Source organism: Actinocorallia herbida, assembly GCF_003751225.1.
Lineage (GTDB): Bacteria > Actinomycetota > Actinomycetes > Streptosporangiales > Streptosporangiaceae > Actinocorallia > Actinocorallia herbida.
In genome coordinates, this window is the sequence record NZ_RJKE01000001.1 from 3523826 (window position 1) to 3547078 (window position 23253).

Genomic DNA, 23253 nt, shown 5'->3' on the forward strand with positions numbered 1-23253 from the left:
TTCCCCATCCCGTTCCCGGCGGAGCCGTCCGCCTCGGCCGACTCTAGGGGCCGATGAGGACGCTTCCCGTCCGCGTTGACCGGGAGGCGGGGCTACCGCTTCCGGTCCGCGGCGATCGTGTCGTAGTCGGGGATGCGGGACGCGATGGGGTCTCCGGTGAAGTTCCCGACCCAGCCGTCGTCGTCATGGAAGAACCGGATCGCGGCGAAGTCGGGGGCGGTGCCCATGTCGAACCAGTGGGTGGTGGCGCGGGGGACCGTGAGGAGGTCGCCCGCCTCGCACAGCACCGCGTGGACCCGGTCGCCGACGTGCAGGTAGAAGATGCCGGATCCGGAGGCGAAGAAGCGGACCTCGTCGTCGTCGTGGGTGTGCTCGGAGAGGAACTTCGCGCGCGCGGCGCGGGCGGTCTCCGGGTCGGCGTCGGGGCCGAGCGCGACGACGTCGACCTGGACGAACCCCTCCTCTTCGGTCAGGGCGGCGACCCGCTCGCGGTAGGCCGCCAGGACGTCCCCGTCCGCCTCGACCACGGGCCAGTGCCGGAGCACGACGTCGAGGGGCTTGAGGGCCGCGGCGATCTCCGCCGCGTCGTCGGTCGCGAACACCTCCACCGGGGTGTCGCCGTCGGTGTAGACCGTCAGGTACGTCATCGTCTTTCCTTTGCTTCGCGGGATATCCATGGTAAATCAGTAGGAAAAATAAACAATCCCCCCTGGAAGACTCATGAAGATACGCATGGCCGTCGCCCTGAGCCTGCTCGCCGCCTCCGCGGCGGCCTGCTCACAGGGCGGATCCGAAGCCCCCGCCGCCTCCCCGGCCGCGACCTCCGCGGCGCCCGCCCCCACCGAGACGGCGCCCGCCGCGTTCGCCGACGGGGGCCTGCGCGTCGCACTGGTGAGCCAGCTGTCGTCCGGCGACTACTTCCAGCAGCTCGTCGCGGGCGCAGAGGACGAGGCCAAGGCGCTGAACATCGAGCTCGACGTCTCCAGCGCGGGGGGCGACAACGACAAGCACGCGCTCAACCTGGAGCAGGCGGTCGCCAAGAAGGCCGACGCGATCATCGTCGACCACGGCTTCGCCGAGACGATCCAGCCCGCCGTGAAGAAGGCGGTCGACGCGAAGATCCCGGTCGTGGCGTTCGACGTGGACCCCGGCGACAGCGAGGTCACCACCCTCGACCAGGACGACCACGAGATCGCCGGCCAGGCGCTCGGCGCGCTCAAGCAGGACACGGGCGGCACCGCCGAGGTGCTGTACGTCTACGTCGCGGGATTCGAGCCGCTCGATCGCCGGAACGAGACCTGGACCCAGTTCAAGAAGGACAACCCGGGCGTCACCCAGACCGCGCAGATCGGCGTGGTCAACGGCTCGACCGCCGCGGCCGTCGCCGACCAGGCCAAGGCCGCGCTCCAGGCGCACCCGGAGACGACCTCGGTCTTCGCCCCCTACGACGAGTTCGCCAAGGGCGCGACGCTCGCGATCAACGAACTCGGCCTCCAGGGCAAGGTGAAGGTCTACGGGGCCGACATCTCCACCGCCGACATCGGCGTCATCACCGCCCCGGACAGCCCGTGGGTGGCGACCTCGGCGACCGACCCGGCCAACGTCGGACGGGTCGCGGTCCGGGCCGCGGCGCTCCGCATCGCCGGCCGTGACCTGCCGAAGTCCGTCGTGGTGCCGCCGACGCTGCTCACCCGGGACAGGCTCGTGGAGCGGAAGATCACCAATGTCCAGCAGCTGACCGAGTCGTTCCCCGAGCTCGCCACCCCCGACCTCGCCCGGGTGCCCTGGAAGTGAGCCCCGTCGTCGCGGTCTCCGGACTGACCAAGCGGTACGGCGGCACGACCGTCCTGCACGACGTGGGCCTCGAGCTCGCGGCGGGCGAGATCGTCGGGCTGGTCGGGACGAACGGCGCGGGCAAGTCCACCCTGATCAAGATCCTCTCGGGGGCGGTCGCGCCCACCGGGGGCGAGATCCGGGTGGCCGGGGCCCGGGTCGTCCTGCGCGATCCACTCGCCGCCAAGGCCGCCGGGATCCAGACCGTGCACCAGGACATCGACGCGGGGATCGTGCCCGGGGCGTCGGTCGCGGAGAACCTCACGCTCGACGGGCTCGCGACGGGCGGCCGGTTCGTCACCGGGCGCGGCACGCGCGCGCGGGCTCGGCGGATCGCGGAGGCGGCGGGGTTCGACGCGCCGCTCGACGCGCCCGCCGAGTCCCTGCCGCCCGGTCCGCGGCAGCATCTCGTCATCGCGCGGGCGCTGCACCGCCGACCGCGGCTGCTTATCCTCGACGAGCCCACCTCGAGCCTCGCCCGCGCGGAGGCCGACGCGCTGCTCGACCTCGTGCGCGGGCTCGCCGCCGACGGCGTCGCGGTGCTCTACGTGACGCACCGGCTCGCCGAGGTCGGCGCGCTCTGCGACCGGGCCGTCGTGCTGCGGGACGGGGAGATCGGGGCGGTGTTCCCCGCCCCGTTCGATCCCGCCGTGCTCGTCTCGGCGATGCTCGGCGCACGCTTCGCGCCCGCCGCGCGGGAGGCGCCGGTGGTCGGCGGGCCCGTGCTGGAGGCGACCGGGATCCGGGCGCTGCCCGAGGGGACGCCGTTCGATCTGACGGTCCGGGAGGGTGAGGTCGTCGGCGTCACCGGGCTCGTCGGGGCGGGCAAGACCGAGCTGCTGGAGCAGCTGTTCGGCGCGCGGCCGCTGCTGTCCGGGGTGCTCACGCTGGACGGGCGCGGCCATCTGCCGCGTGATCCGGCGGCCGCCGTCGACGCCGGGGTGGCGCTGGTCGCCGAGGAGCGGGAGGCGCAGGCCGTCGTGCCGGGCTGGTCGGTGCGCGCGCATGTCGGGCTGCCGAGACGGGCCGCCAGGTTCGGGGTGCTCTCCGGGGCGGCCGAGGCCAGGGCCGCGGTGCGGACGATCGCCGCCTTCGGCGTCACCCCGGCCGACCCCGCCGCCGATTTCGCGACGCTCTCGGGCGGCAACCAGCAGAAGGCGCTCGTCGGCCGCTGGTTCGACGGGGCGTCCCGGCTGCTGCTGCTCGACGAGCCCTTCCGGGGCGTCGACGTGGGGGCGCGCGCCGAGATCGCCCGACGGGTCAGGGCCGGGGCGGCCACGGTCGGCGTGCTCGTCGCCTCGGCCGATCCGCACGAGGTGCTCCAGCTCGCCGACCGGATCGTGGTGCTGCGCGACGGGGGCGTCGCGGGGGAACTGCCCGCCGCCGAGGCCGCGCCGGAAAGGCTCGCCGCGCTGCTGGCGGGCGCGGCGGAAGGAGAAAAGGAATGACCGCACACGCCCTGACCGGGGGGAACGGCCGGCTCGCCGCGCTCGGCTACCGGTACGGGCTGCTCGTCGTGCTCGCCGCGGTCACCGTGGTGTTCTCGCTGGGCAGGCCCGCCTTCGCCACCTACGACAACCTCCTCATCGTGCTGCAGTCCGTGTCGATCGTCGGGATCGTCGCCTTCGGAGTGACGGTGTCGATGGCCGCGGGAGGGTTCGATCTCTCGGTCGGGGCCAACGTCGGGTTCACCGTGATGGTGACGGCGTTCGCGATGGTCCGGCTGAACCTGACCGGCGCGACCGCCGTCGGGTTCGGGCTCGCGGCCGGGCTGCTGGTCGCGGCGGTGAACGTGCTGCTGGTCGTGGTGGCCCGGATCCCGGACCTCATCGCGACGCTCGGCACCATGTTCCTGTTCCAGGGACTCGCGCTGATCCTCACCTCGGGGCAGTCGATCGCGCCCGGCATGGCCGTCGGAGACGGGACCGCGCCCGGCCGGTTCACCGAGGGATTCGGCCGGCTCGGCACCGGACGGGTGCTCTCGGTGCCCGTCCCGGTGCTCGTGCTCGTCCTGCTGGCAGGGGCCGGGCACATCCTGCTCGTGCACACCCGCTGGGGCCGCGCGCTGTACGCGATCGGCGGGAACGCCGAGGCGGCCAGGCTCGCCGGGATCCGGGTGGCCCGGCACCGGGCGCTCGCCTACGCGGTGTCGGGGCTGTGCGCGGCCGTCGCGGGCATCCTGCTGACCGCCCGGCTCGGCCGCGGCGACGTCGGCGCGGGCGACGCCTACCTGCTCCAGTCGGTCGCCGCGGCGCTCGTCGGCTTCGCGGTGCTCGGCGCGAACCGGCCCAACATCCTCGGCACGGCGGTCGGCGCGCTGTTCATCGGCGTCGTCGTCAACGGCCTGACCATGCTCGACGCCCCGTACTACGCGCAGACCTTCGTGCAGGGCGCGCTGCTGGTCGTCTCCCTCGTCATCAGCTTCACCCTCAGCCCAGGACGGCGCAGATGAGCACCTATGACCTCCTCGACGTCACCTCCGTCCCCGCCTACATCGCGTCGCGGCCCCGGCTCGCGGCCCGGGTCGATCCCGCCGCGATCACCCGGGTCCGCGAGGTCGGCGACGGCAACCTCAACCTGGTCTTCGTCGTCTCGGCGGCCGCTGGGCCCGGCCTCGTCCTCAAGCAGTCGCTTCCGTACGTGCGGGTCGATCCGACGTGGCCGGTGACGCCCGACCGCAACGGCTTCGAGGCCGGGGCGCTGGCCGCGCACGGGGCGCTCGCGCCCGAGTACGTGCCCGCGCTGTACGACGAGGATCCGGCGCGGCATGTGCTGGCCATCGAGGACCTGTCCGACCACCGGGTCTGGCGCGGCGCGCTCAACGAAGGGCTGCGCTTCGAGGGCACGGCCGAGGACCTCGGGCGGTATGTCGCGAAGGTTGCGTTCGGTACGTCGGTCTTCGGGCTGGATCCGCAGATCCGGAAGGGGGAGCTGGCCCGGGCCGTCAACCCTGAGCTGAGCGGGATCACCGAGGATCTGGTGTTCACCGAGCCGTATGTCGAGCACGAGCGCAACCGGGTCCTGCCGGGGAACGTCAAGGACGTCGCGGACTTCGCGGGCGATCCGGCCGTACGGGCGGCGGTGGGCCGCGCGAAGCTCACCTTCATGACGCACGCGGAGTCCCTCATCCACGGTGACCTCCACACCGGCTCGGTCCTCGTCCGAGCGGCCACCCCCGACCGTCCCCGCTCGACCCGTGCCTTCGACGCCGAGTTCGCCTTCTACGGCCCCGTCGGCTTCGACCTGGGCGCCCTGTGGGGCAACTTCCTCCTCGCCGCCGTTCGCGCCATGGTGCTGGACGCCTCGACCCAGGCCGCCTGGCTCCTCACCCTCCCCGCCCTCTCCTGGACGGCCTTCGAGACCGAGTTCCGCGCCCTCTGGCCGGACCGGGTGGACCCCCGGGTCTTCGAGGACGACACCCTCGAGTCCTTCCTCACCAAGGTCCGCACCGACGCCGCGGTCTTCGCGGGCGCCAAGGCCGCCCGCCGCGTCATCGGCTTCGCCAAGGTCTCCGACCTGGAATCCCTCACCCCCTACCGCCGCGAACTCGCCTCCCGCCAAGCCCTCCACGCCGCCCGGATCCTCCTCACCGATGGCCGCACGACCCCACTGAACACCCTCTTCGACCGCGCGGGCGACACCCTCACTCCGTGAGCACGTGCGGAGGCCCGCGGTCCGGATCCCTCCTTGCGGGCCACCGTGAGGCAGGCCGGATCCTTGTTCGAGCGGGTGCGCGACGTTCTGCTCTGTGGGCGCCTGCGGCGGATCCGAGACCCGGATCCTCCTCGTGGATTGTTCGCGAGACGGGTCGGACGCCCTGGTCGGGCGGGTGGACGACGTGGCGTTCGGTGAGCATGTGCGGAGGGCCCGAGGTCCTCCTCCCCGCGGACGGCCGAGAGGCGGGCCGGATGCCCTCTTCGGGCGGTGCGCGGCCTCTCGCTTTGGAAGCACGGAGAAGGGGACGGCGCAGGAGGGTGTGCGGCGGGAGGACGTTGGCACGTGGCTGACCCGGAGATGCCGGAGGTCGCCTGGGCGGCGGCGCGCCGGGCTCGGGCGGCTCTTTGTGGAACGTCGGGGTTCACCCGGTTCGTGTGGGGTGCTCTGCCCGGATGCTCTTGTGCGGGTGGGCTCTTCGATGGGGCCGGGCGTCGGCGGGCCCCGGGGCGTCAGTCGGTGAGGGTGTAGGTGAACATCCAGTCGAGGAGCTCGGCGATGTGGCGGGCGGCGGCGGGGGTGGGGCCCCAGGTGTAGAGGCCGTGGGCGGCGAGGACGACGGCGGGGACGGCCGGGTCGTGGGCCGCGGCGAAGCGGTCGCCGACTTCGGCCATGTCCTGGCCGTTCGCCAGGACGGGGACCACGACCCGGTCGCCGTGGGCGGCCCGGCCGAGGCCCTTGAGCATCTCCAGGTCGTGCAGGACGACGCCGTCCGGATGGCGGCGGGCGGCGCGGACGGCGGAGAGCTGGTGGACGTGGACCACGGAGTCCGCGCCGGTCACCTCCGCGATGCGGGCGTGCAGGCCCGCCTCCGCGGACGGCCTCGGTCCCGGCCCGGTCGCCCGGCCCGTCGCGTCGACCACGGCGAGGTCGTCGGCGGTGAGGTCGGCCTTGTCGAGCCCGCTCGCGGTGACCGCGAGGCGGAACGGGTCGCGGGTCAGGACCCGTGACAGGTTGCCCGAGGTGCCGCGCATCCAGCCGAGCCCGGCCAGCCGCGCCGACTCGACGGCCAGGGCCGCGCCGACCGCGTACCGGTCGGGCAGGGCCCCGGGCGCGAACTCCGCGAGGACCGGGTGCGCCCCGAAATCGGCGTGCTCCTGCGGTTCGCCGGGACGGGCCACCCCGGCCGTCCGCCATCCCGCGGCGCGGGCGGCGTCCAGCTCGGCGGGCACGTCCGACAGGAACAGGGGAGAGGGGTCGTCCAGCGCGTCGGCGATGCGGCGATAGGAGGATTCCTCCCGCTTCGGGCCCGCGGTGACGGTGTCGAAGTACCGGTCGATCCCGGTGCCGAGGTCGCCGAAGGCGCTGTGCCCGAACCAGGGCCGCTGGCTCGCGACCGAGCCGGAGGAGAAGACGGCGAGGCGTGCGCCCTCCCGTCGCCAGCGGGCGAGCGCGCCGGGGACATCGGGGAAGAAGTGCGACGTCAGCTCGCCGGCCGCGAACCCGTCGGCCCAGATGAGGCCCTGGAGCGTCTTGAGCGGCGTCGCCTTGACGTCCCGGTCCATCCAGTCGTGCAGGACCGCGAGGGGATCGTCGTCCTCGATGGCCGCTCGCACGGCCCGCACTTCGGGAGTTTCTGAACGTTCCGTGAGGTATCGGGCGAGGCGGGGTCGAGCGTACGCGTAGAGGTCGCGGTGGACGGCCTCCGTCGCGCTCGTCGTGCCCTCGATGTCCAGGACGATCCAGCTCACGCGTCCTCCCGGAAATGGTCGGCCAGCCGGTCGGGGGCGAAGACGCCGCGCTCGGTGACGATCCGGGTCACCAGCCGGGGCGGCGTCGCGTCGAACGCCGGATAGAAGCCCCGGGTGCCTTCGGCGGCGGTCCGGTGCCCGAGGACGTGCAGCACCTCGGCCCCGTCCCTGTCCTCCATCGCGACGTCGGCGAGGCCGGGCGCGTGAGGGTCGGGGGCGTGGACGAGCGCGTAGTAGGGCACGCCGAACTCCCGGGCGGCGAGGGCCACGGCGAGGGTGCCGACCTTGTTGACGACATGGCCGTCGAGCGTTATCCGGTCGGCTGCGGTGAGCGTGACGTCGGCGAGGCCCGCGGCGAGCGCGGCGGGCACCATCCCGTCGGCGATGACGGTCGGCTCGTACCCGTACTCGACCAGGGTCGCCGCCGTCAGCCGGGCGCCTTGGAGGTAGGGCCGGGTCTCGGTGCAGACGAACTCGAGTCGCTTGCCCGCCTTCTGCGCGGCCTCGACCGCGCCCATCAGGTAGAAGTCGCCCCAGCAATGGGTGAGCACCTTCGCGCCGTCCGGCAGCAGCCGCGCGGCGTGCTCGCCGAGCGCGGCGCTGCGGTCCCGGTAGCGCCGGTCGTCGGCGGCGGCCGCGGCCTCGACGACCGGGAGCAGTTCCTCGCCCGGACGGTCGTCCACCACCGCGAGGACCGCCGCGATCGCGTCGCGGATCCCGTTGTTGGTCGGCCGGGTCGCGACGAGCCGCCGTCCGGCCTCGCGCAGCGCCTCGCCGGCCGCCCCCGGGCCCAGCCGGGCCGCGTCCCGCGCGGCGAGCACCATGCCGGCCGTCGCCGCGAACTTCGGCCCTGAGCTCTGCGTCACCATCTCCTCGACGGCGACCGCGACCTCCTCGACCGTTCGGCACAGCACCCAGCGGTGTCGCAGAGGGAACACGCGACGGTCCAGAATCGTGACGCCCTCCTCGGTGACACGGACGGAGTCGGCGAGCAGCGGCATATTCCTACTATATAGGTAGAGTAAAGATCGATCTTCGACAGGTGGTGGCCATGACCGCAGACCCGCATCCCCTCGACGACCCGATCCGCGCCGCCCTGACCGGGCCGCACGCCCACTTCGCCGAGTGGCGCGGCGGCGTCGTCCGCTACCCCGTGGACGTCGCGCCTTTCCTCAGCCTCCCCGACCCCGCCACCGACGCCGACTGGGCCGACGCCGCGGCCCTCGCCGGTCCCGGCGGCCTGGTCCCCCTCGTCGGCGGGTCCGCCGCCCCCGAAGGCTGGGAACTCACCATGGACCTCGCCGGAGTCCAGATGACCGGCGAATCCGTGGCCGCCGTCCCCGACCCCGAAGCCGTCCGCCTCACCCCGGCCGACGTCCCCGAGATGCTCGCCCTGGTCGCCCGCACCAACCCCGGCCCCTTCCGCCCCCGCACCATCACCATGGGCTCCTACCTGGGCATCCGCCACAACGGCCGCCTCATCGCCATGGCCGGCGAACGCCTCCACCCACCCGGCTGGACCGAGATCAGCGCGGTCTGCACCGACCCCGCCCACCGTGCCCAAGGCCTCGCCACCCGCCTCATCCACACCCTCGCCACCCAGATCCGCGCCCGCGACGAACTCCCCTTCCTCCACGCCCTGGCCACCAACACCCCCGCCATCCACCTCTACCGATCCCTGGGCTTCCACCTCCGCCGCCCCACCACCTTCACCGCCGCCAAAGTCCCCACCCCCTAACCCCGCCGGCGGGGGAACACGGCTACACGGACAACAACAAGGCCGACCCGGACAGAACACCCCGCCCGTGCGGGGAGAACCGGAGCGAGGTGGCACCGCGTCCGCCGAAGGTGGGACACCCGCTCGTGCGGGGGAACCTTGTGACCTGGGGTTCAAGGGGGCGTTGCGGTTGGAGATGTCGTTGGGCCGGGTGGGGCGCGGGGGTGCGGGACGAGACCGGCGTTCACATGGGTGAGGTCCGCCCGGCGGGGGGAGCGGACCGCCGGGCGCGGCGCCCGGGCGTTTCCCCGATCCGACGCGGCGTGGCGCTCGGAAATGGCGGACGGGCGCTCGCCGAGGTGGCAAGGTGAGGGCGCCGGGCCTCACGGGCGGCGGCCGGTGCCGGGAGACCGGCGCCGAAACAGGGGGACGAGGGGACTCATCTGATGCCCACAGGCACAGTGAAGTGGTTCAACGCGGAAAAGGGCTTCGGCTTCATCGCGCCGGACGAGGGCGGTGCGGACGTGTTCGTGCACTTCTCCGCCATCCAGAGCAGTGGCTACCGCACGCTGGACGAGAACCAGCAGGTGTCGTACGACATGGTCCAGGGCTCCAAGGGCCCGCAGGCCGAGAACCTCACCTTCGTGTAGCGGGCGGGTGGCGGCCCCGCCCCCAGGCGCCGGGCCGCCGTCTCCCCCTATCGAGCACGTCACCCGCCCTCCCGCGCCGCCCGAGAGCCCACGCGCCCCGCAGCCCGCCCTCCTCCCGATCGCCGCACACCCGTGCCCCCGCACAACGCCGCAGGCCCGAGGCCGCCCCGCCCTCACCCGTCCAGACCTGGACAGCCCGGCCGCGCCGATCGCGTCGCCGAGCGGTTCCACCGCGTGCAGGGTGCGGCGGCGTACGGGATCGGCATGTTCCGGGCAAGTGCGGAGCCCGCACGGCCTGGTGGTGAGCCGGGTGCGGCCGCTCGGCCGGACGGCGGTCGTGCCGGGATCAGATGGGTTCGCCCAAGGTGGTGGGACCGGTCCAGGTGAGGTCGGCGACGTTGATGACGATGGCCTCCTGGGTGGTGCGGGCGATGACGACGACGGCCGGGTCGTCGGGGTCGGGGTTCTCTTCGCGGTGGGGGACCCAAGGGGGGACGTAGACGTAGTCGCCGGGGGAGGTGCGCAGCCGGATTTCGCCCTCGGTCTCATGGTGGAAGACGAACTCCGGGTGGCCGCTGACGACGTAGATGCCGGTCTCGGACGCGCCGTGATGGTGGTCGCCGGAGGACGTCGCGGGCGCCACGAGGGTCTGGCCCATCCACAGCCGGTCCGATCCGACCGTCGTGCCGGAGATGGCCTCCAGCCGCTGCATGCCGCCGGTCTGCGCCGTGTGCCCGGACAGCGACGCCGGGGTGATCCGGTGCAGCCGCCGATGGAATGCGTCAGCCACTTCCACGCTTCCCTTCTAACTAGACTTTTCCGACCTGCTTACCATAGATGCGGTGACCCCTACCGCGGCGGCGAATAGGGGGCGGATACGGGTAGTCCGGCGGGCCCGCGGGTTCCTAGGGTCGCCGGTGTTCGGGTGCCGCCCGGCACGACCGGGCGGCGCGGCGAGGACGGACCGGGCCGTCCGGGAGACGGGGTGGGGGACACGGTGGAGATCGCGATCGTCGGGGCGGGCCCCGCCGGGGTGCTGGTGCTGGAGCGGATCTGCGCGAACGCGCCGGAACTCGCGGCGGGAAGGCCGATCACGATCCACATGGTGGATCCCTACCCGCCGGGCGGGGGCAGGGTGTGGCGCGGCGCGCAGTCGGCCCTGCTGTGGATGAACTCGACGGCGGCGGGCGTCTCGATGTTCACCGACGAGACGGTGGTCATGGAGGGGCCGGTGCGGGCGGGACCGTCGCTCGCCGAATGGGCCGCCGAAGGGACGGACGCGGAGGTGACGGAGAAGACGTTCGTCGCACGGCCCGTGCAGAGCGAGTACCTCGGCTGGTGCTACCGGCGTTTCGTCGAGACCGCCCCGCCCGGCGTCGTCGTGCGGGAGCACGCGGCGCGGGCGGTGGACCTGACCGAGGCCGACGGGCGGCAGCGCCTCCGGCTGGAGGGGCGGGCCACGCCGCTGACCGTGGACCTCGTGGTCCTGGCCCAAGGCCACCTGGACGCCGAACCCGGAGGCGAGGAGGCGAAGCTCGCCGCCTACGCCGCCGCGCACGGCCTGACCTACCTTCCGCCGCACTACGCGGCCGACATCGACCTCGGCCTGCTCGGCGCGGGCGAGCCGGTGCTCGTCCGGGGCATGGGCCTCAGCTTCATGGACCTCGCGGTGCTGGTCACCGAAGGCCGCGGCGGCACCTACGCCGAGACGCCCGACGGTCTGGTCTACCGGCCGTCCGGCCGGGAGCCCGTCCTTTGGGCGACCTCCCGACGCGGCGTGCCGTACCGCGCGAAGCCCACGATCACGCTGAAGGGACCCCGCCCGGAGGGACCGCGGTACCTGACGCCCGAGGCCGTGGCGGCGCTCCACGCGGACCGCGGCCCGCTCTCCCTGGACGACGACCTGGCGCCGGTCGTCGCGAGGGAACTCGCCTGGCACCACTACCACGAGCTCTTCCTCGGCCACCCAGACCGGGTCGCGCTGCCGTGGCCGGAGTTCCAGGACCGCCTCGCCACCGCGGAAGGCGCCGATCTCGACGCGCTGACGGCCGAGGCGGTGCCCGATCCGTCGGACCGGTTCGACCTGCCCACGCTGCTCGACCCGCTCGGCGCCGAGGAGTTCGCCGACCTCGCCGCGCTGCGCCGCCGCCTGCTCGACCACATCGACGCCGACGTCCGGCGCAGCGCGGACCCGGCCCGCAGCCCCGATCTCGCCCTGGTGCAGGGCATGCTCACGGTGTTCCTCGCGCTCGGCCGCGCGCAGGCCGACGGGTTGCTTTCGGCGCGGACCGAGGCCGTCGAGCTCGGTGTGTGGGCGCAGCGCGTGTTCAGCTACCGCGCCAGCGGGCCGCCGCCGCGGAGGCTGCGGGAGCTCGCCGCGCTCACCGACGCGGGCGTGGTGCGCCCGCTCGGCGGCCGGAGCCGGATCACCGCCGGGGGCGGGAGGTTCCGCGCGGTCGCCGGTGCGATCCCGGGCCTCAGCGTGGAGGCCGCCGCGCTGGTCGAGGCGCGGCTGCCGGGACCGACGCTCCGGCACACGAAGGATCCGCTGCTGCGCGCGCTGCGCGATCGCGGCGAGATCCGCGAGGAGACGCTGGACGGCGCCGACGGGACGATCCCGCTCGACCGGGTCGCCTCCCGGGGCAACCGGCTCGTGGACGCGGCCGGCAGGGTGCACCCTCGCCGGTTCGCGCTCGGCTACGGGGTCGGCGGCGCCTTCGTCCCTGTCGGGTACAGCCCGCCGCGAGCCAACGGGATCGCGTTCCGCAACGCCGACGCCCTGGCCCGACGCGTCCTCACCGAGCTGTCCGGGGCATGACGTCCGCCCCGGTGCCGGAGCCGACGACTCCGCGCGCACCGGGCGGCCACGGCGCGGCGCGCTCCCGCGCCCGCCGCATCGACGGCACCCGCCGTCCTCACGGAAGGAGAACACGACATGACCCGGCGAGAAGGTCTGCACCTTGCCCTGGCGCTCGAACCCGGCGGGTGGCACCCCGCCCTCCGCGCCGCTGCGGACCCGGCGTACCTCCGGGCCGGCCACTGGACGGACCTGGTGGTCGAGGCCGAGCACGGCCTGCTCGACTTCGTCACCTTCGACGATGTCTTCACTCCGGGCGGCCCGCCCACCGGCCGTCCGGATCCCGCGCTGCTCGCGGCCGCCGCCGCGGTCCGGACCCGGCGCGTCGGCCTGGTCACGGGGGCGGCCCTCACCCTCACCCAGCCCGCGCACACCGCCTCCGCCGCGGCGACGCTCGACCACCTCAGCGCGGGTCGCGCCGGGATCCGGGTGCGGCCCACCGCCCGCCGCGCCGACCTCGACCTGTTCGGCCTGGACGACCCGGGCGCCTACGACCTCCCGGTCGCCGACCTCTACGAGCCGGGCTTCGTGGCGATGATGGACCGCACGTTCGGCGAGGCCGCCGAGCATGTCCGGGCGGTTCGGGCGCTGTGGTCCGGCGAGCCGGTCGACCATGCCGGCGCCCGCTACCGGGTGCGCGGGCAGGCGGCGTCCCCACGGCCGCTCCAAGGGCTGCCGCCGGTGGTCGCGCTCGGCCACCTGACCATCCCCTACCGGCTGGGCGCCGAGGTCGCCGACGTCCTGTTCGTCACCCCGCACGACGCCGCCGAAGCGCGCGCCACGCTCAGCGAGGTCCGCGCCCTCCAGGCCGAGGCGGGCCGCGCCGACGACCTCCTGCATGTCTTCGCCGACCTGCTCGTCTATCTCGACGAGACGCCCGGCGCCGCCGCGGCGCGCCGGGAACGCCTGGATGCCGACTCCGGCGCCCCGAGCGAATCCGACGCCCTGATCTTCACCGGCACCCCCGCCGACCTCACCGAGCTCCTGCTCGCCTGGCACGAAGCGGGCCTCACCGGTTTCCGCCTCCGCCCCGGCACGGTCCCCGAAGACCTCACCGCGATCACCCGCGGCGTCGTGCCGCTCCTCCAGAAGGCGGGAGTCTTCCGCACCGAATACACGACCACCACCCTCCGCGACCACCTGGCCCTGCCCCCCGTCCCCTGAGAAGCCCCGCTCCGGTTCGCCCCGCAGGCCACGAGCGGCCCGCTTCACCGCACCCCGCACTCGGGCCCACCACCCCACCCGCTCATCCCCGCCCGCCGCCCGCCGCCGCACGCCGCCCGACCCGGGCGGCTCGCCCGGGGGGAGCCGACACACGATGTCCTCCGGCCAGGCCGGCGGGCCCGCCACTCCGCGCGGCATCGCCGGTCCGGCCTCATGGTGCGCCGCCGCGAGCCCTTCCTCCTCGTTCACGCCTTCCCCCGTCCTTCACCGCGCTTCACCGTCACCAGGAAGTGGTCCCGCAGCACCCATCGTTACAGCCGTTCATCCGGTAGCTCCGTGCCGACGATCGTCACCGCAGATCGCGTCGGCCTGCGGTCCGTGCTCCGCGGGGCGGTGGCGTAGGGCTCGGCCCGGCGTGGCCCGCGCCGGTGCTCTGTTCGGCGGCGGCCGGGCGCGGCGGCGGGACCGGCACGGACGGGGCGTCGGGGGGGGAAGGCGGTGGTGAGGTCGGCGCGGCCGGGGATGTCCAGTTTGCGGTAGACCCGGGTGAGGTGCTGTTCGACGGTGCTGAGGGTGACGAACAGGGTCCGGGAGATCTCCCGGTTGGTGCGGCCCTCGGCGGCGAGCCGGGCGACGCGCAGTTCGGCGGAGCTGAGCGCGCCGACGTCGGGGCGGGCACCAGGGGCGGACGCGACGGCGACGCGTCCGGAGGCCAAGGGCACCCGGACCTCCGTGATCGGGCGGCCCGTCCTGCGGGCGGCCACCGGGGAGGGCCCGGGGCGTCGGAGGGCGATGCCGGGGACGTCCGGTGAACGGGTGGTCCTGGCCCGTCGGCCGTCGGGATCCAGCAGCGCGGCCGCCTCCTCCCACAGGTCGGTCCGTCCGCGTGGGGCGGGCCGCGAGCCGAGGAGGGGCAAGCCGGGCCCGCGTTTCCGGGTCGCCCCAGGCCGGGCGCGCTGCTCGGCCGCGAGGGCGCGGGCCTCGTCAGGCCTGCCGAGGCGCAGCAGCGCCGCCACCGCACCCGACCGCCACGGCACGAACGACGGGACGTCGGCGCCCGAGGCGGCGAGCAGGCGGCCCGCCTCGGTGAGACCGCGCAGCGCCGCCTCCGCCCGGTCCTCGGCCAGGTGCCGCAGGCCGACCGCGTACAGGTACTGCGCGCCGTAGCGGGTCCCGAACACCGCCTCGGGCAGGCCGCCCCGTTCTTCCGGAACCCTCTCGCCGACGCCCAGGGCAACGGAGGCGAGGACCAGGCAGGACACCGGTAGGCCGATCGCCACCCCCCAGCCGCGCCAGGAGACGAGCGACAGCGCATCGCGCGCGTGCGCACGGGCCTGCGACGGTTCCCCGTCCCGCAACGCGATCTCCGCCCGCACCGCGGCCAGCAGAGCCTGCCAGGTCGGCGCGCGCCGGGCCACCGCCTCCCGCGACAGTGCGTCGCACCAGTCCGCCGCGCGGCGGGTGCGCCCGGCGTAAACCAGGGCGAGCAGGGCCGAGTGGAGCGCCCAGAAGGTGTCGTCGTCCAGGGACAGGGACTGGAGCACGGTCTCCGCGCTCCCGGCGGCGCCCTCCGTGGGCCCGTCGCGCAGCACCTCGGCGAGCGGCCCGGCGCTGGGGGCCCTGTCCACGAGCGCACGCCCCGCCGCGGAGTCCTCGAACGTCCGCGTCGGCTTCCGGAAGGCCGGGGAATGCCCCGACCACGCCATCTCCCACGCGGTCTGGAGCGCGGTGACGGCCCGCTCGTCGGGGACACGGTCGCCGAGCGCGTCGAGGATCCGCGCCGCATCGTCCGTCCTGCCGTGCCACAGGAGCGGCGGGATCAGGTCCGCGCCTTCCGGGCCGACCGATCGACGGTCGACGAACGGCGTCAGGCGCCGGAACGCGGCCAGGGGGTTCGCGCGGAACTCCACGCGGGCGCGCAGCAGCGCGGTCCGCAGGCGTTCCGGTTCCTGGACGCCCGCCCGTTCGGCGAGGTCGAGGCAGACGCCGGAGAACTCCGGGTCGTCGGCGCGCAGGGCCTCGGCGGCCGCGGCGTACAGGATGTCGAAGGCCCAGTCCTCGGCGGCGTGGCCCGCGGCGACGAGATGACGGGCGACCCTCTCCGGAGAGGCCCCGTCGCGGTGCAGCAGATCCGCGGCCTTGCGGTGCAGCGCGGCACGTTCCGCGGTCGGCATGTCGGCGAGCAGGGCCGGGGCGGCAGACGGGTGCCGGAATCGCGACGCGTCCAGGACGCCCGCCGCGCGCGCCGTCTCCAGCAGCGCCACGACGTTCTCCTCCGGCAGGTCGAGCAGCTCCCGCAGGAGGTGCCGGGCGGGGCCGTCGCCCAGCACCGCGAGCGCCCGCGCCAACGTCAGCAGGTCCCGCCCGCCCCTCCTGACGCACGCGACGACGGATCTGCCGTACTCCTCACCGACGGCCGGCGCGTCCGCCAGGAGCGCGAGCACGAGCAGCGGGTTGCCTCCGGTGAGCCGGGTCCACGGGCCGGTAAGGCGCCGCGCGGTCGCCGGGCCGAGGCGGCGGGCCGCCATCGCCGTGACGCCCTCCTCCGACAGGAGCGCGACCCGCACCTGGTGGAACTGCGGCTGGCGCAGCAGGTCGGTGAGCCACACGCCGTGCCGCCGGTCGGCCGCCGCGCGCGTCTTGGCCGTCGCCGCGACCACGAGGATCCGCGCCGTGGCGGCCCGCTCGCAGAAGTGGCTCAGCGAGTGCAGGGAGGCGTCGTCGGCGTGGTGCAGATCGTCGACGGCGATGACGACCGGGACGCGTTCGGCGATCGCGCGCAGCACGGTCCACAGGCGCCGGTTGGCCAGAGTCGGCAGCCGCAGTTCCGGGGCGATGTCCAACGCGCTCGGCCGGCACAGTTCGGCGGAGGTCAGCAGCCCGTCGACGGCGGCGCGTTCCGCGTCGGCGAGCGGCGCGTCCTGGAACAGCTGGCGCAGCACGCCGAGCGGTATGTCGCGCTCCAAAAGGAGCCCTTCGGCGTCGAGGACCAGCGCGCCCGACGCGCGGGCCCGTCCCGCGAAGGTCCGCAGCAGGACCGACTTGCCCGCGCCGAGCGGCCCGGTGATCAGCGCGGTCCCGCCGGTGCCCCCGGCGCAGTCCTCCAGAAGCCGGAGGAGATCGGCGAGCTGGGTCTCGCGCTCCACCATCTGCACGTTCTCGGCCCCGTTCCCGAGAGGCGGGAATGGTTCGCCCCCGTATCCTTCGGACGGTTGGAAAGGCAAAGAATAGGCTTCGTCATTCGCATTGGTCAAGGCGCTATGGCCCGGTCGCGCGGGCCCTTCTCTGCTGCTTGAGCTGCGGTGGAGCGAGGACATCGCCATCTCTTGACATTTCCTACCGGTTTTATGTAGAATGTACTTTCGCCATGGCGACGACCATTCCGTGCATGGCTTTTTCCGCGCCGTTCCGAGCGCCGCCCGATTATTTCCCGATCCCCTTTCGGTTCCGGTGTCCCCGGTCGGTCGAGTAGGGGGGTGGCCCCGCGTGCGGAGGTAGGGGGGTAGGGGTGGCCGACCCGTCCATCTGGCGGGTCGAAGGTAGGGGGCGTGCTGGGGTGTCGCCGCGGGAGGAGGGCGAAATAGCCTCGCCGCATCCCTGCTTTTCCTGTCGGAACAACAGGGAACCTAGCCCCCGTTCCCCTGGAGCCGTCACGCATGAATCTCTCCAGACCCGCCTCCGTTCTGGCCGTCCTCCTCGCGCTCACGCTGAGCGCCTGCGCGTCGGGAGAAGACACCGGAGGAGCCGCCGAGACCAGCGCCCCCGTCAAGGGCGGAGAGGTGATCTACGCGGTGGACACCGAGCCGCTCTCCTTCGACGTGCACGTCAGCCAGCAGGACATCACCGCGTCCATCCTGCGGAACGTGTTCGACTCCCTGGTCTCCCTGGACGCCGAAGGCGAGTTCCAGCCTTGGTTGGCGGAGTCGTGGGAGGTGTCCGACGACTTGAAGACGTACACGTTCAAGCTGCGCAAGGATGTGAAGTTCACCGACGGGACGCCGTTCGACGCCGAGGCCGTCAAGGTCAACTTCGATCGGATCCATGATCCGAAGACCAAGTCCCAGCTGGCCGCGAGTCTCCTGGGCCCGTACACCGGTACCGAGGTCGTCGACGCGAGCACCGCGAAGGTCTCGTTCTCGGCGCCCTTCGCGCCCTTCCTCCAGGCGGCCAGCACCGCCTACCTCGGCTTCTACTCGCCGAAGACGATCAAGGAGAACGGGGAGCATCTCAGCGCGGGCGGGACCGTCGGCGTGAGCACCGGGCCGTTCGTCTTCAGTTCCTACACCAAGGGCCAGAGCGCGACGTTCACCCGCAACGAGGCCTACGCCTGGGCCCCCAAGGGCGCGGCGAACACCGGCGCCCCCTACCTGGACAAGCTGACCGTCCGCTTCCTGCCGGAGGCCTCGGTCCGGGTCGGCGCGCTCACCAGCGGGCAGGTGCACGTCGCCGCCGCGGTGCCGCCCGCCGACGCAGCGGGGGTCAGCGGCAACGCCGCGCTCGCCCTGGAGACCCGCGACTACCCGGGCAGCAACTACAACCTCTACCTCAACACCTCACGCCCGCCCTTCGACGACCTGAAGGTCCGCAAGGCACTCCAGCAGGGCATCGACATCGACACCGACGTCAAGAACCTCCACTTCGGCAGGTTCAAGCGCGCTTGGAGCCCACTGTCTCCGGTCACGCCGACCTACGACAAGTCGCTGGAGAACACCTGGCCCTACGACCCCGAGGCCGCGGGCAGGCTCCTGGACGAGGCGGGCTGGACCCAGCGTGACGCCGAGGGCTACCGGACCAAGAACGGCGAGCGCCTCGTCGTCGAGTGGCCGGCGCTGCCCGCCCAGTACGTGCGTGAGCAGCGGGACATCCTCGCCCAGGCGTTCCAGGCCGATCTGAAGAAGATCGGGGTCGAGGTCGTCCGCGAGAAGCTCGACGTCGCGAGCCACATCGCCGCGGTCTACGGCGGCAAGGCCGACGCCACGGACTACAGCTGGGCCCGCTTCGAACCGGACGTGCTGTGGCTGCTGTTCAACGGTGCGAGCGAACCGGCCAAGGGCGGCGCGAACACCACGTTCCTCAAGGACGCCCAGCTCACCGAGTGGACGGACAAGGGCCGCACCACCCTCGACAAGGCGGTGCGCGACGACCTCTACGGCAAGGTCCAGAAACGCGCCGTCGAGCTCGCCCTCGTCATCCCCCTCTACACCCAGTCCGCGGTGCTGGGCCGCAGCAAGTCCGTCGGCGGCCTGGCCTTCGACGCCAATGCCTGGCCTCAGTTCCAGGGCGTCTGGCGGACGGGAGCCTGACCCCGTTCCGGGCCCCGCCCAAGGTGCCGTGCCTGCGCGCGGCACCTTCGGTGTTCGCCGCACAGGCCGCCCGGAGTATCCGGGCTCAAGCGGTGAAGGGCCGGAAGCGGGGTGGGGTGGGGTCGATGCCGAGGACGTGGTCGGCGGTGAGGCGGCCGAGGAGTGGGGCGAATTTGGCGGCGTGGCCGGAGCAGGCGGCGAGGAGGGTGAGGTGGTCGGCGGTGTCGATGACGAAGTCCTCGGTGGGGGTGCTGGTGAAGAGGCAGGCGGCTTCGGCGTAGGGTTCGGGGTGGAGGCCGGGGAGGAATTCCTGGACGTAGGCGGTGACCCGGGCGCGGTTCGAAGGGTCGATGGTGCGGTCCGGGTCGGCGGCGGAGGACAGGACGGGCCCGCCGTCGAACACGGCGACCTTCTGCCCGGCGAAGCCCGCGTCGCGGCCGCCGGGCAGCCCGTAGACGAGCGTCCCCGACTCATCATGGATGAACGTTGGCCATGCCGCCGCGGGGTCGCGCCACCGGAAGTGGAAGACCTGCTCCTTGCGGACCGTGAACGGCGGAAGGCTCGCCCGGAACGCCGCGGGAAGCGGCAGCGCCGGAAGCAGCCGGGGCAGCCAGCCGCCCGCGGCCACCACCACGTCGGTCGCGTGCAGCGTGTCGCCGACGGAGGGCGCCGCGCCGGACGGGCCCACGTCCACCGCGAACCCCGATCGGGTGCGGCGGACCGCGCCGGCCTCCGTACCGGTCCGGACCTCGGCACCGGACTCCGCGGCGAGCCGAGTCATGGCCTCCGCCGCGGTCTGCGCGTCGACGACGCCCGCGTCCGGCTGCCACAGGACCGGCGTGCCGAACACCATGTGCGGCCACCGCCGCCGCGCCTCCTCGGGCGGGAGCAGTTCGCTGCGCACCCCCAACGACGTCAGCACCTCGGCCAGCCGCGGCGTGTCGCGTAGCGACCCATGATCCACCGCGCCGTGCGCGGTGAACAGCGGTACCCCCGAGGCCTCCTCCAGCTCGGCCCAGTCGGTCCGGGCCCGTCGCACGAGATCCGCATAGAGCGGATCAGGATAGGCGTAACGGAAGATGCGCGCAGATCCGTGTGAACTGCCCAGCACGCTCGCGGGTGCGTCGCGCTCCAGGAGCGTCACCCGGATCCCGTGCCGGGCGAGCCGCCAAGCGGTCGCGGACCCGGTGAGCCCCGCCTCGATGACGACCACATGCCGCCCGCCCATCATGCCGCCGCCGGCTGCCGGAGGCCGTCCGGGATGTCGATGCTCAATATGAACTCCTTCGAGAGGCGAGCGCGTGGAGGGCCCCGGAAGGCTCGGTGCTTCTTACCGCGGCCCTGCCGTCTGGCGCCGGTCGCCGATCGTCATCGGGTCGTGCGACCGCGGAACGCACCGGGGGAGTCCTGGATCGCGCCGACCGTCCCAGTGTTCCATGATCGACGGCTCCCGGCGGGCGGCATCGCGTCCCGACGCCGGGTGCGGAACCCTCGGGGCTTCTTTTCATACCGGTCGGTTGGTATTATCTGCGCCATGAAGCTGGAGACGGTACGGATCGAGAGGCGCGGGGCGGTGGCCGTGGTCGTGGTCGACCGCGCGGAACGCGGGAACGCCATGGACACGGCGACGCTGGAGGCGCTGGTCGGCGCCGTCGAGGAGGCGGCGGCCGATCCGGAGTGCGCGGTCGTCGTGGTCAGGCCGGCCGGGAGGCACTTCTGCGCCGGATGGGACACCTCGGCCTTTCCCGACCTCGCTCGGGCCTCGGCGGAGGACCTCGCGGCGGAACTGAGGGGGGTCCACGCCGCCCTGGACCGGCTGTGGCGGGTTCCCGCGGTGACCGTCGCCGAGGTGAAGGGGATGACGGCCGGGTTCGGGCTCGGGCTGCTCGCCCACCTGCACCTCGCGGTCGCCGCGGCCGACGCGCGGTTCGCGCTGCCCGAGGTGGGGCACGGGATCGCGCCCGCGGGCGTGCTCGTGGACCTCGCGCGGGCGCTGCCCCCCAAGGCCGCGCTCGACCTCGTGCTGACGGGCGAGCCCGTCGGCGCGGACCGGGCGCGCGAGCTCGGGCTGGTGTCGCGGGTCGTCGCCCCCGAGGCGCTGGAGGCCGAGACCGCTCGGCTCGCCGGTGTCGTCGCGGGGCATCCGGCGTCGGGCACGGGCAGGGCACTGGTGTCCTACCGGCGGGCGACCTCGGTCTCGGTCGAGGCCGCGGTCGCGGCCGCCGCGATGGACGCCGCGTTCAGCGTGCGAGAGGCGATGGCCGCGCGGCGGCCGGAAGGGAACACGTGATGAGGACGACCGACCTCGTGGGGGCCGCCGAGTTCCGGCGGGCCTGCGGCCAGTTCGCCACGGGCGTCACCGCGGTGACCGCGGCGGACCCTGCCGACACGATCGCGGCGCTGGCGGTGAACTCCTTCACCTCGGTGTCGCTCGATCCGGCGCAGGTGCTCGTCTGCGTCGGCGTCACCACCTCCAGCTATCCGGTGGTGTCCCGGGCGGCACGGCTCGCCGTGCACGTCCTCGCCGCCGACCAGGAGGCGCTGGCCAAGCGGCTGGCGACCTCCGGGCTGACCGGGGCCGAGCGGCTCGCGGACGTGGCCTGGACGCCGGGCCCGGGCGGCGAGCCGCTGCTGGCGGGCACGGCGGCGCGCCTGGCCGGGACGGTCAGCCGCAGGGTCCCCAGCGGGGACCATCTCATCCTCATCGTGGACGTGGACCACGTCGAGAACGGCGCCGCGGACTCGGGGGCGCTGGCCTTTCACCGCGGCACGTTCGCGGTGCTCCCGTCCGCGCAGGGCGCCGAGCCCGTACAGCACCCAAAGGGAGACACGGAATGAGCACGACCCAGCGCACCTCCACGACGGTCACGGTCGGCGGTCTCGCCGGTCTCGCGGGCGCCGGCCTCGGCACCTCGGACTGGCGCGAGGTCACCCAGGAGGACGTCGACCTCTTCGCCAGGGCCACGGGCGACCACCAGTGGATTCACGTGGATGCGGAACGGGCGGCGAAGGGCCCGTTCGGCGGGACGATCGCGCACGGCCATCTGACGCTGTCGCTGATCCCCGTGCTGCTCGCGGAGATCCTCGTGGTCGAGGGGGCGAGCCTCGGGATCAACTACGGGATGAACCGGGTCAGGTTCCCGGCCCCGCTGCGGGTGGGTTCGCGGATCCGCGCCACCGCCGCCCTGACCTCGGCGGAGCAGGTGCCGGGCGGGGTCCAGGCCGTCGCGACGGTGACGGTGACGGCCGAGGACGCGCCGCGCCCGGTGTGCGTCGCCGAGGTCGTCTTCCGGTATCTGGAGTGAACGGCGCCACGGAATTCCTGAGAGTTCCGCCATTCCTACCGTTCGGTCGGTATGATGTCCGCCATCCTGCCTACCAACGGTGACCAGAGGTGAAGAGCATGGCAGAGACGACAGCCGCGCGACGCCGCCGCTGGCCGGATGGCTACGACCCTGAGGCGACCCGCATGTCCATCATGGACAGCGCGCTCGCGCTCTTCCAGGCGCAGGGGTTCGACGGCACCTCCATCCGCGAGATCGTGGACCGGGCGCACCTCACCAAGGGCGCCTTCTACCACCACTTCGCCACCAAGGAAGAGCTGCTCTGGGAGATCCAGAACGCCTACATCGAGGCCCAGCTCAACGCGATCACCGAGATCATGGCGGCCTCCGACGACCCGCGGGTGCGGGTCAGGGAGCTGATCCGGGTCAGCCTGACGAGCATCGCGGAGTTCCACCCGCACGTCACGATCTTCTACCAGGAGCGCCGGCACCTCGCGGGGCCGCGGTTCACCGAGGTCGCCGCCAAGCGCGACCAGGTGGAGGCGGCCTTCAACGGGGTCATCCGCGACGGCATCGAGCAGGGCCACTTCCGCAGTGACCTCGATCCGAAGATCACCACCTTCGGGCTCGTGGGCATGTGCGCCTGGGCCTACCAGTGGTACAACCCGGGCGGCACGTTCGGCACCGAGGACATCGCGCGCCACTTCAGCTCGATGGTCCTGAGCGGCATCTCGATCGTCGACGACGGCACGATTCCGGGGGGCGGCGCGCTCGCGGAGGACGCCACGGCTCCGGAGACCGAGATCATCTGATCCGGGGGAGAGCCCCCGCAACACCTTTCCGGCCCTCCGCGCGTCCGCGCGCGGAGGGGTCGGACTCTTCCGACCGCCGTGTCCGCCCTGCGCCGCGCGGTCCTTTCGCATGCCCTTTTCGCCTTCGCCGACCGGTCGGGTCGGGCCCGTCGTGTCCTGGGGCACGGTTGTGAAATCCGACAAACCACCCCTTGACCATAATTCCGTCCGGTCGGTATCTTTTCGAAG

The 23253-nt window shown here is 73.4% G+C and carries 19 protein-coding genes; 13 read left to right on the forward strand and 6 right to left on the reverse strand.

All coding sequences use genetic code 11. The features are described from left to right. Window positions 1-92: 92 nt before the first annotated feature. A complete protein-coding gene (locus EDD29_RS16405; RefSeq protein ID WP_123665242.1) occupies window positions 93-647 on the reverse strand; it encodes a 1,2-dihydroxy-3-keto-5-methylthiopentene dioxygenase in 555 nt (184 codons plus the stop codon). 73 nt (window positions 648-720) lie between these two features. Here EDD29_RS16405 and EDD29_RS16410 point away from each other — a divergent pair, with 73 nt between their 5' ends. The 4 genes from EDD29_RS16410 to mtnK are packed head-to-tail and all read left to right on the forward strand — an operon-like array spanning window position 721 to window position 5487. After that, complete coding sequence (locus tag EDD29_RS16410) at window positions 721-1794, forward strand: substrate-binding domain-containing protein (protein WP_148085982.1); 1074 nt, start codon at window positions 721-723, stop codon at window positions 1792-1794. Beyond that, window positions 1791-3281, forward strand: a complete 1491-nt coding sequence (locus EDD29_RS16415) for a sugar ABC transporter ATP-binding protein (protein ID WP_123665244.1) — start codon at window positions 1791-1793, stop codon at window positions 3279-3281. The genes EDD29_RS16410 and EDD29_RS16415 overlap by 4 nt, the downstream gene beginning before the upstream one ends. Then, window positions 3278-4285 carry an ABC transporter permease gene (locus tag EDD29_RS16420; protein ID WP_123665245.1) on the forward strand — a complete coding sequence of 336 codons (1008 nt, stop codon included), beginning with the start codon at window positions 3278-3280 and terminating at the stop codon, window positions 4283-4285. The genes EDD29_RS16415 and EDD29_RS16420 overlap by 4 nt, the downstream gene beginning before the upstream one ends. Next, window positions 4282-5487, forward strand: a complete 1206-nt coding sequence (mtnK, locus tag EDD29_RS16425; protein ID WP_123665246.1) for an S-methyl-5-thioribose kinase — start codon at window positions 4282-4284, stop codon at window positions 5485-5487. Before EDD29_RS16420 ends, mtnK begins: the two co-directional genes overlap by 4 nt. Before the next feature lie 512 nt (window positions 5488-5999). On the opposite strand, the gene mtnC is transcribed toward mtnK, so the two are convergent. Together mtnC and EDD29_RS16440 are read right to left on the reverse strand one after the other, a co-directional pair. Continuing rightward, entirely contained in the window at window positions 6000-7238 is a 1239-nt protein-coding gene (gene mtnC / locus EDD29_RS46305) for an acireductone synthase (protein WP_211359749.1), read from the reverse strand. Next, window positions 7235-8239, reverse strand: coding sequence for a translation initiation factor eIF-2B alpha/beta/delta subunit family protein (locus EDD29_RS16440; protein ID WP_123665247.1), 1005 nt, complete (start codon window positions 8237-8239; stop codon window positions 7235-7237). Before EDD29_RS16440 ends, mtnC begins: the two co-directional genes overlap by 4 nt. A gap of 50 nt (window positions 8240-8289) precedes the next feature. On the opposite strand from EDD29_RS16440, the gene EDD29_RS47715 reads away from it, so the two are divergent. Together EDD29_RS47715 and EDD29_RS16450 are read left to right on the forward strand one after the other, a co-directional pair. Beyond that, window positions 8290-8976 carry a GNAT family N-acetyltransferase gene (locus EDD29_RS47715; protein ID WP_123665248.1) on the forward strand — a complete coding sequence of 229 codons (687 nt, stop codon included), beginning with the start codon at window positions 8290-8292 and terminating at the stop codon, window positions 8974-8976. A gap of 425 nt (window positions 8977-9401) precedes the next feature. Further along, on the forward strand, window positions 9402-9605 hold the full coding sequence (locus EDD29_RS16450; RefSeq protein WP_123665249.1) for a cold-shock protein: 204 nt from the start codon (window positions 9402-9404) through the stop codon (window positions 9603-9605). 346 nt (window positions 9606-9951) lie between these two features. On the opposite strand, the gene EDD29_RS16455 is transcribed toward EDD29_RS16450, so the two are convergent. After that, the gene (locus EDD29_RS16455) at window positions 9952-10395 is read right to left on the reverse strand and encodes a cupin domain-containing protein (RefSeq protein WP_246052807.1); all 444 of its coding nucleotides are present in this window, start codon (window positions 10393-10395) and stop codon (window positions 9952-9954) included. A 195-nt stretch (window positions 10396-10590) separates the two neighbouring features. Between EDD29_RS16455 and EDD29_RS16460 the strand changes: the two genes are divergently transcribed. Together EDD29_RS16460 and EDD29_RS16465 are read left to right on the forward strand one after the other, a co-directional pair. Beyond that, on the forward strand, window positions 10591-12423 hold the full coding sequence (locus EDD29_RS16460) for an FAD/NAD(P)-binding protein (protein WP_211359750.1): 1833 nt from the start codon (window positions 10591-10593) through the stop codon (window positions 12421-12423). 117 nt (window positions 12424-12540) lie between these two features. Beyond that, the gene (locus tag EDD29_RS16465; protein WP_123665250.1) at window positions 12541-13626 is read left to right on the forward strand and encodes an LLM class flavin-dependent oxidoreductase; all 1086 of its coding nucleotides are present in this window, start codon (window positions 12541-12543) and stop codon (window positions 13624-13626) included. 311 nt (window positions 13627-13937) lie between these two features. On the opposite strand, the gene EDD29_RS16470 is transcribed toward EDD29_RS16465, so the two are convergent. Next, a complete protein-coding gene (locus EDD29_RS16470) occupies window positions 13938-16775 on the reverse strand; it encodes an AAA family ATPase (protein ID WP_170201432.1) in 2838 nt (945 codons plus the stop codon). Window positions 16776-17282: 507 nt separating this feature from the next. Here EDD29_RS16470 and EDD29_RS16475 point away from each other — a divergent pair. Further along, the gene (locus EDD29_RS16475; protein WP_123665252.1) at window positions 17283-18929 is read left to right on the forward strand and encodes an ABC transporter substrate-binding protein; all 1647 of its coding nucleotides are present in this window, start codon (window positions 17283-17285) and stop codon (window positions 18927-18929) included. Window positions 18930-19014: 85 nt separating this feature from the next. Here EDD29_RS16475 and EDD29_RS16480 read toward each other — a convergent pair whose 3' ends face one another. Continuing rightward, the gene (locus EDD29_RS16480) at window positions 19015-20160 is read right to left on the reverse strand and encodes an FAD-dependent oxidoreductase (RefSeq protein ID WP_123665253.1); all 1146 of its coding nucleotides are present in this window, start codon (window positions 20158-20160) and stop codon (window positions 19015-19017) included. Window positions 20161-20463: 303 nt separating this feature from the next. On the opposite strand from EDD29_RS16480, the gene EDD29_RS16485 reads away from it, so the two are divergent. The 4 genes from EDD29_RS16485 (at window position 20464) to EDD29_RS16500 (ending at window position 23025) form a co-directional block, all read left to right on the forward strand. Further along, window positions 20464-21219 (forward strand): enoyl-CoA hydratase/isomerase family protein, encoded by a 756-nt coding sequence (locus EDD29_RS16485; RefSeq protein WP_170201433.1) that lies wholly within the window; start codon window positions 20464-20466, stop codon window positions 21217-21219. Continuing rightward, the gene (locus EDD29_RS16490; RefSeq protein ID WP_123665255.1) at window positions 21219-21767 is read left to right on the forward strand and encodes a flavin reductase family protein; all 549 of its coding nucleotides are present in this window, start codon (window positions 21219-21221) and stop codon (window positions 21765-21767) included. The genes EDD29_RS16485 and EDD29_RS16490 overlap by 1 nt, the downstream gene beginning before the upstream one ends. Then, a complete protein-coding gene (locus EDD29_RS16495; RefSeq protein WP_123665256.1) occupies window positions 21764-22234 on the forward strand; it encodes a MaoC family dehydratase in 471 nt (156 codons plus the stop codon). Before EDD29_RS16490 ends, EDD29_RS16495 begins: the two co-directional genes overlap by 4 nt. 98 nt (window positions 22235-22332) lie before the next feature. Further along, window positions 22333-23025 carry a TetR/AcrR family transcriptional regulator gene (locus EDD29_RS16500; protein ID WP_148085983.1) on the forward strand — a complete coding sequence of 231 codons (693 nt, stop codon included), beginning with the start codon at window positions 22333-22335 and terminating at the stop codon, window positions 23023-23025. Window positions 23026-23253 lie beyond the last annotated feature (228 nt).

What these genes read in the sequence shown, in the direction of transcription:
- EDD29_RS16405 (WP_123665242.1), bottom strand. Translation starts at nt 647, where the DNA reads ATGACGTACCTGACGGTCTACACCGACGGCGACACCCCGGTGGAGGTG.
- EDD29_RS16410 (WP_148085982.1), top strand. Translation starts at nt 721, where the DNA reads ATGAAGATACGCATGGCCGTCGCCCTGAGCCTGCTCGCCGCCTCCGCG.
- EDD29_RS16420 (WP_123665245.1), top strand. Translation starts at nt 3,278, where the DNA reads ATGACCGCACACGCCCTGACCGGGGGGAACGGCCGGCTCGCCGCGCTC.
- mtnK (WP_123665246.1), top strand. Translation starts at nt 4,282, where the DNA reads ATGAGCACCTATGACCTCCTCGACGTCACCTCCGTCCCCGCCTACATC.
- EDD29_RS16440 (WP_123665247.1), bottom strand. Translation starts at nt 8,239, where the DNA reads ATGCCGCTGCTCGCCGACTCCGTCCGTGTCACCGAGGAGGGCGTCACG.
- EDD29_RS47715 (WP_123665248.1), top strand. Translation starts at nt 8,290, where the DNA reads ATGACCGCAGACCCGCATCCCCTCGACGACCCGATCCGCGCCGCCCTG.
- EDD29_RS16450 (WP_123665249.1), top strand. Translation starts at nt 9,402, where the DNA reads ATGCCCACAGGCACAGTGAAGTGGTTCAACGCGGAAAAGGGCTTCGGC.
- EDD29_RS16465 (WP_123665250.1), top strand. Translation starts at nt 12,541, where the DNA reads ATGACCCGGCGAGAAGGTCTGCACCTTGCCCTGGCGCTCGAACCCGGC.
- EDD29_RS16470 (WP_170201432.1), bottom strand. Translation starts at nt 16,775, where the DNA reads ATGGTGGAGCGCGAGACCCAGCTCGCCGATCTCCTCCGGCTTCTGGAG.
- EDD29_RS16475 (WP_123665252.1), top strand. Translation starts at nt 17,283, where the DNA reads ATGAATCTCTCCAGACCCGCCTCCGTTCTGGCCGTCCTCCTCGCGCTC.
- EDD29_RS16480 (WP_123665253.1), bottom strand. Translation starts at nt 20,160, where the DNA reads ATGATGGGCGGGCGGCATGTGGTCGTCATCGAGGCGGGGCTCACCGGG.
- EDD29_RS16485 (WP_170201433.1), top strand. Translation starts at nt 20,464, where the DNA reads ATGAAGCTGGAGACGGTACGGATCGAGAGGCGCGGGGCGGTGGCCGTG.
- EDD29_RS16490 (WP_123665255.1), top strand. Translation starts at nt 21,219, where the DNA reads ATGAGGACGACCGACCTCGTGGGGGCCGCCGAGTTCCGGCGGGCCTGC.
- EDD29_RS16495 (WP_123665256.1), top strand. Translation starts at nt 21,764, where the DNA reads ATGAGCACGACCCAGCGCACCTCCACGACGGTCACGGTCGGCGGTCTC.
- EDD29_RS16500 (WP_148085983.1), top strand. Translation starts at nt 22,333, where the DNA reads ATGGCAGAGACGACAGCCGCGCGACGCCGCCGCTGGCCGGATGGCTAC.